6 protein-coding genes are annotated in these 5,785 nt (G+C 46.0%); 1 reads left to right on the forward strand and 5 read right to left on the reverse strand.

The window, feature by feature from the left end:
- The 3 genes from Q0R35_RS16875 to Q0R35_RS16885 form a co-directional block, all read right to left on the reverse strand.
- A partial coding sequence (locus Q0R35_RS16875) for a DUF3474 domain-containing protein (protein WP_295621074.1) occupies positions 1-469 on the reverse strand: 469 nt, incomplete at its 3' end.
- A 358-nt stretch (positions 470-827) separates the two neighbouring features.
- Positions 828-1,355, reverse strand: a complete 528-nt coding sequence (locus tag Q0R35_RS16880) for a phycobiliprotein lyase (protein WP_295621077.1) — start codon at positions 1,353-1,355, stop codon at positions 828-830.
- Positions 1,356-1,472: 117 nt separating this feature from the next.
- The gene (locus tag Q0R35_RS16885) at positions 1,473-2,147 is read right to left on the reverse strand and encodes a HEAT repeat domain-containing protein (RefSeq protein WP_295621080.1); all 675 of its coding nucleotides are present in this window, start codon (positions 2,145-2,147) and stop codon (positions 1,473-1,475) included.
- 159 nt (positions 2,148-2,306) lie between these two features.
- Between Q0R35_RS16885 and Q0R35_RS16890 the strand changes: the two genes are divergently transcribed.
- A complete protein-coding gene (locus Q0R35_RS16890) occupies positions 2,307-3,647 on the forward strand; it encodes a HAMP domain-containing sensor histidine kinase (protein WP_295621083.1) in 1,341 nt (446 codons plus the stop codon).
- Positions 3,648-3,820: 173 nt separating this feature from the next.
- Here Q0R35_RS16890 and Q0R35_RS16895 read toward each other — a convergent pair whose 3' ends face one another.
- Together Q0R35_RS16895 and Q0R35_RS16900 are read right to left on the reverse strand one after the other, a co-directional pair.
- Positions 3,821-4,774 (reverse strand): DUF1517 domain-containing protein, encoded by a 954-nt coding sequence (locus Q0R35_RS16895; protein WP_295621086.1) that lies wholly within the window; start codon positions 4,772-4,774, stop codon positions 3,821-3,823.
- A gap of 166 nt (positions 4,775-4,940) precedes the next feature.
- Complete coding sequence (locus tag Q0R35_RS16900) at positions 4,941-5,636, reverse strand: HEAT repeat domain-containing protein (RefSeq protein ID WP_295621089.1); 696 nt, start codon at positions 5,634-5,636, stop codon at positions 4,941-4,943.
- Positions 5,637-5,785 lie beyond the last annotated feature (149 nt).

Here is a 5,785-nt window from a genome sequence, read left to right on the forward strand (position 1 = left end):
CCCATCCTGCCATATCTTGGTACTTAGCTTCAGAAACTGGATACCAACTTTCATCGGTTTCGATGTTCCCAGTATTTTTGTGGTGCGTCCGATGGCTGATTCGCCAGCCGTGATATGGAACTAAGATAAAAGAATGAGAGATATGTCCGACTAGGTTGTTGAGCCACTTGTGACGTGAAAACGAACCATGTCCGCAGTCGTGTCCGATCACGAATAACGCCCAGAACATGGTAGCTTGCGCGAACCAGAAGATGGGATAAAACAGCCAAGAGTCTAATTTGTACGCGATCGCATACAAGCCAGCTACAATTACGACATCGCGGAAAAAATAAGATAAAGACTTCCAGGTAGAAGGCTCAAAGCAATACTTGGGAATCGCAGAGCGAACGTCTTGGATTGTAAATGGGAGTCTTTCTCGGTCGAATGAGGATGCGTTGTCGCTAACTGGTTCGATTAAATTAGATTGCACGTACTTTTAATATTTAGCAGATAATAGACCAAGAGCATTGTTACACCCCGCAACAATTTTCGCAACCGAGAAAACTAGGGGATCGGTCGCTGGATGGTAGATTATTTACTGAGATGGGAGTTTGGAGATGGGAAATGGGAGTAAGAAATAAGGATTTAATAACCTGCGTAGGTTGGGTTGCGGATGCAATCGCGCTGAGGTTCCCTCAGCGTGCGTTGCACCAAGCAGAGCCTCGAAACCCAACTCTCTATGGATGTTGGGTTTCGAGGCTCAACCCAACCTGCAGATATGTATATTATTAAATCCTCATCCCTAAGGAGTAACCCGATCCTAGAGCCTAAAGCCTCATACCTAAAACCTAGCCTCCCATGCGAATTTCTGAGTAGAAGGAAGCTAGTGAATCGCCGCTGGTTTGAGTGACGATGGTGGTGCGGAGGCGGACATTATTGCTTTCAAACCAGACTCGTTCTTCGGCGCGGATTTGGGCGGTTGTTGTTACCAATGTCAGCGCGTCATCATCGCCGAGTGTGTATTGAGCTAATTGATGGGGGCGAGTATTGCCGCTGGTAACATGAAAAAACTTGCCAGTATTGGCTGTTGGTGAGTCAGGAATGGCAATTGCGATCGATTTGCCTGTGGGATTTACAGCATTTTGGGTATCCCAACTAATCGTACCTTTCCATGTATATTTAATGCCACCCCAAATCGAGCCAGGTTCGACACCAGCTTGTTGGCATAATTGCAGCACTTGAGGATTATCTGCTGGCAAAATTTCGATGACTAAATCTGATTTACCATGTTCTGACTGTTTTAGAGTCAGATGTTGACTAGTCTTTTGTGAAAACCATTTGCCAGCACTCAACTCAAAAAATTCGCGAACATTCATAAATTAGGTTTTAGGTTTTAGGTTTTAGGGGTAAAAGATGGCTGGCGATTGAAGTCGATTGCGATCTATCCTTTACCCATTCACCTAATTAGTATAACCTTCCCCATCCCTACTCATTTAGCCTTCCATCCGATCTAAACAGATTGTGGCAGCGGCAGAAACATTAGGATGACTGTCTTTAGCGAGATATTTGAGTGCAGAAATACTCTTGGGTGTGGGTAATTGCCCTAATGCTTCGGCTAGGCGTTGGCGTACCAGCCAGTCTTCAGCTTCGATAAACGTCACCAGCTTGTCTACAGATGCGAGGGCTTTAATTTCGCCTAACGCGGCGATTGCGGCTTGCTGAATGACGACTTCGTGCGAATCTAGAGCCTTTATTAGCACATCAAAAGCACGCGGATCTTTGAGGTTACCCAGCGAGACAGCCGCACTAAACCGGACTAACCAGTCAGTATCTTCATAAAATGCCCGCACGAGTGCTTCAAAAGCGCGGATATCTTCTAGGTATCCTAAGGCACCAGCCGCGTCAGCGCGAATTCCATAATCTGGATCGTTTGCGAGGATATCGATCAAAATCGGGTAAGATTCGGATGTGACTTTGATACCTAGAGCGAACACTGCCATCGATCGCAGTTGTAGGCTTTCATCATTGAGCACTTTTTTGATTAACGGTAAGGCAACATCCGCAGGCACATTTCGCAGTGAGGCTAATGCTACCATCCGATCGCGCAAGTCTTTGCTCTCTAACTGTGTTGCTAGTAATGTTGTGTTCGCCGGATCTAGATCGCTCATATACTTTTTGCCATGTTTTATTATTAAATTGTAACAAATTTTATCAATTTGACGGCTAGACAGATTTTTTCGAGCCTCTAGAGGCTATATGCCAGCGTACAGTACCCGATTTGTCTACTCGGAACGCACTCCCCGACTACAGCACCCCGATAACCAGCTATGCTTACCCCGATCGACTCAACTCATTTGTGTCAACTTACAGCTACACAAATTCAAGAAATTTTAGTTTTAAATGGAGTCTTAATCGAGCAGTATCAACCGCAGTTACATCGCTGGTTGACGATCGCCCAATTGCCAGATTTAGGGCAATTAACGCTGAGTTTAGAGCCTGACAAAGTAGCAGAAATCGATCGACGATTGCATCAGCGCGAAATTGTTGAATTTACAGCCATGACTACTGTAATGAATATCAATATTTGCGATCGATATGTATTTGTTCCTTTGCTCAAGCAGCCCGGATTTTACGAGAGCAATGAAACCGAACTATGGGGACGAATTTGCCTGTTGGGAAATCTCAATAGTGTCTGGACTCCGCAAGATCTTTCGTGGGTGCAGGCATTAGGGCAACAACTCCTGACAGCGATGAATTTAGTAGGAGAACTATCAACTACAACCGAGTCTAAAAATGCGATCGGTTCGCCATTATCCGATCTAGCAGAATTAATCGAGCGGCTCGGCAAGCTAGAATCGATTTGCCAACACAAAGATGATTATATCAATAGTATCGCCCACGATCTGCGGGCACCATTGATGAATATCAAAATGGCAATGAAAATGTTAAGAACTAGCCTAGAAACAGATCCAGAAATATCTCATCTATTACTAGGACATAGATCTGAAAAATATTTAGATATTCTCGAACAAGAGTGCGATCGCGAAGTAGAATCGATCGATCGAATTTTAGACTTACAACGATTAGAATTTGTCAGCGGAGAACGCGATCGCGTCATGTCCCCAGCAAGACTGCCAATAGCATCGATACCGCCCCTACCAGAACAGCAGCTAAATCTTGAATCTTTAGAAATCGCTACTTGGTTGCCACCAACGATCGAACCATTTAGACATCGTGCGAGTATCGATCGGCAAAAGTTAATTACTTCGGTATCTCAACGGCTACCAACGATTAGGATCGATCGCCTTTATTTAAATAAGATTTTTATCGAGCTATTAAATAATGCCTGTAAGTATACACCTGTAGATGGAGAAATATCAGTCGAGATTGCCGCCCAACCAAATTCAGAATGGCTGACAATTGTGGTTAAAAATCAAGCCGAAATATCTAGACAACATTTACCACATATTTTCGAGCAATTTTATCGAGTTCCCGATTTCGATCGATCTTCCACGGGAGTGGTGCCAGCACGACAAAGTGGCAGTGGTTTAGGACTATCTTTGGTGCAAAAATTAGTCGATCGATTAAATGGTCAAATTCACGCAACTAGTGATGCTGGTTGGACGGAATTTGTAGTTAAATTACCTGTGGCTGCGAAAACGTTGTAGCGGAGTTAAGTCTGGTGGAGATGCGTAGTCTTTTACCCCACCCCAGCCCTCCCCTTATAAAGGGGAGGGAGTATGAAAAGCCCCCCTTTATAAGGGGGGGTTGGGGGGGTAACACCATCCGAGCCAAAGCAGATCTAACTTGTGTATACCGTGACCTAATTAAGTTTCGATCGTTAGACTAATTTAAGATCGGGATAATAAGCGAGGATGTCATCGGTAGTAAGAGCATCGCCATTGGCTTGAGGTGTCCAAATTGCTTCGATCGCAACTATGGAACTAGCATCGACACTACCCAGGGTTTGTAGAGCCTGACGAAGATCGGCATCACCATTAATTTTGGGCAAGTCGAGAGAGCGAGTCGCCGCAACTAATAGAGTGACGATAATGTATTCTGCCCGTTCTGGCTGCGCTACTGTGGTCAACTCACCAGTAGAGTTAAGAATGGGACTAGCATCTGCCTGACGGAGTTGGTTGTTAACCTTGCTTAAAGTTTCGGTTGTAAACTTACCACGCTCGTTGAGGGATAATTGATTGAAGACTGCCTCAGCTCGATCGAGCTTGGCTTGCTGGGTGCTAGTCTTAGCGTAAGTCCAGTATTCGGGGTGACGTAGCAGTTCGAGGCTGGTTTCTTGAAGCAGGTGCATTCTGCCGCTAGCGGTATCGGTATTGACAGTTTCCGCCAGTTGGTCTAGTTTAGACTGGACGCTACGAGCATTAGCTAATAGCCCAACTTGAATTTCGGCGATCGCTACCTGCGGATTATAAACATCACCTTCAAAACTATCACCACCAGTCACCCGGCGGAAAGTCTGGAGTAAAAATCCACCGACTGCGACCATAATTAGCAGCGAGAAGAGTCCGCCACCACCACCGCTAAACGGTAGGAACCAGAACAAGGGAGACAAGCCACCGCCGGGATAAAAACCACCACCACCGCGACCGTAACCACCGCCACTAGGCGCACTATAGCCTCGGCTGGGCGCACGGAACGAACCGCCCCCAATCCGTCCCCCGCTTCTGGCGGCGAGAGCATCGCCAGTCTGAGCGAAGATGAGAGTTAGAACCAATCCGACTGCTACAAAGGACTTAATCATTGGTTTCAGGAGGGCGCGCAGTTTGTCAATCATAACTACCTGTAATAGAAGCTTATTTATTCTTTTAATGTAACGACTTTGACCGTCTAACGCCGTTATTTATCGAATATCTACAACTTTAACGCAGGTGACTGGGGGTGAGAAATGTTGCCAGATGTAGAGATAACCGATGAAGATAGCCTTGACTTTCACCGTTCGTCTATTGACTCGCCCAGTGGTTAGCTACCTCTAGAGCCGCTGCTACCACCCGAAAATGCTCATCATGCTGAAGTCTGGAAATCGCTGCCTTTGTAGCGGCATTTTGCAGCCCCTGGAGCGCGATCGTCGCCCGCCAGCGATTGCGCCAGGATGGATCGTGACACAAGCCGAAAAGTAATGATAAAGCGCGCTCGGCGACAGTCGTATTTAATAAGTGTCCCAGAGCCAAAATGCCGACTTCTTTTACCGATTGAGTCTCATCGGCGATCGCAATTTCGGCGGTAGTTAAAATTTCGGCATAGTAATTAGTATCGAGTAATAGCGAGATAATACTTTGACGGACTAACCAGCTATTAGTATTCTTAAATAAATTTACCAATAATGGAATCGCCCGATCGCCAAAATCAAAGATCGAATTTGCCGCTTCACCCACAACATTCGGATCGACATCGCTAGTAATAATCTTTGCCAATATTTGAAACGACTCCTCCACCTGATGATTGCCCAAACCCATCACCGCAACCCGCCGCTGCATAAAGTCGCTCGACTCCAACAGTCGGGCGAGGATCGGTACGGCGATTTCGGCGGAAACCTTTGCTAGTGTATCTAACGCAACTTTTTGCTTATTCAGTGCGCGCTCTCGCAAATCTCGCTCGATTTGTGCTAAGTCGATTGGTAGTTCATCATTGTCAGGCATGCAGTTAACTGGGTATGGGGATAGACTTAGATCTTACACTCGAAATAGATGAGACCTGCCGATCGAGATGATGGATTTAACTTGCAGCAGCCACCCAATTAATAACCGTATTGTGGGAAACTCCGGTTTGGCGTTCGATCTCGCGGAAG

The organism is Chamaesiphon sp. GL140_3_metabinner_50, assembly GCF_025361915.1.
Classification (GTDB): Bacteria; Cyanobacteriota; Cyanobacteriia; order Cyanobacteriales; family Chamaesiphonaceae; genus Chamaesiphon.

Excerpts from the sequence above, each read along its gene's own strand:
- Q0R35_RS16880 (WP_295621077.1), bottom strand. The coding sequence starts at position 1,355 with ATGAATGTTCGCGAATTTTTTGAGTTGAGTGCTGGCAAATGGTTTTCA.
- Q0R35_RS16885 (WP_295621080.1), bottom strand. The coding sequence starts at position 2,147 with ATGAGCGATCTAGATCCGGCGAACACAACATTACTAGCAACACAGTTA.
- Q0R35_RS16890 (WP_295621083.1), top strand. The coding sequence starts at position 2,307 with ATGCTTACCCCGATCGACTCAACTCATTTGTGTCAACTTACAGCTACA.
- Q0R35_RS16895 (WP_295621086.1), bottom strand. The coding sequence starts at position 4,774 with ATGATTGACAAACTGCGCGCCCTCCTGAAACCAATGATTAAGTCCTTT.
- Q0R35_RS16900 (WP_295621089.1), bottom strand. The coding sequence starts at position 5,636 with ATGCCTGACAATGATGAACTACCAATCGACTTAGCACAAATCGAGCGA.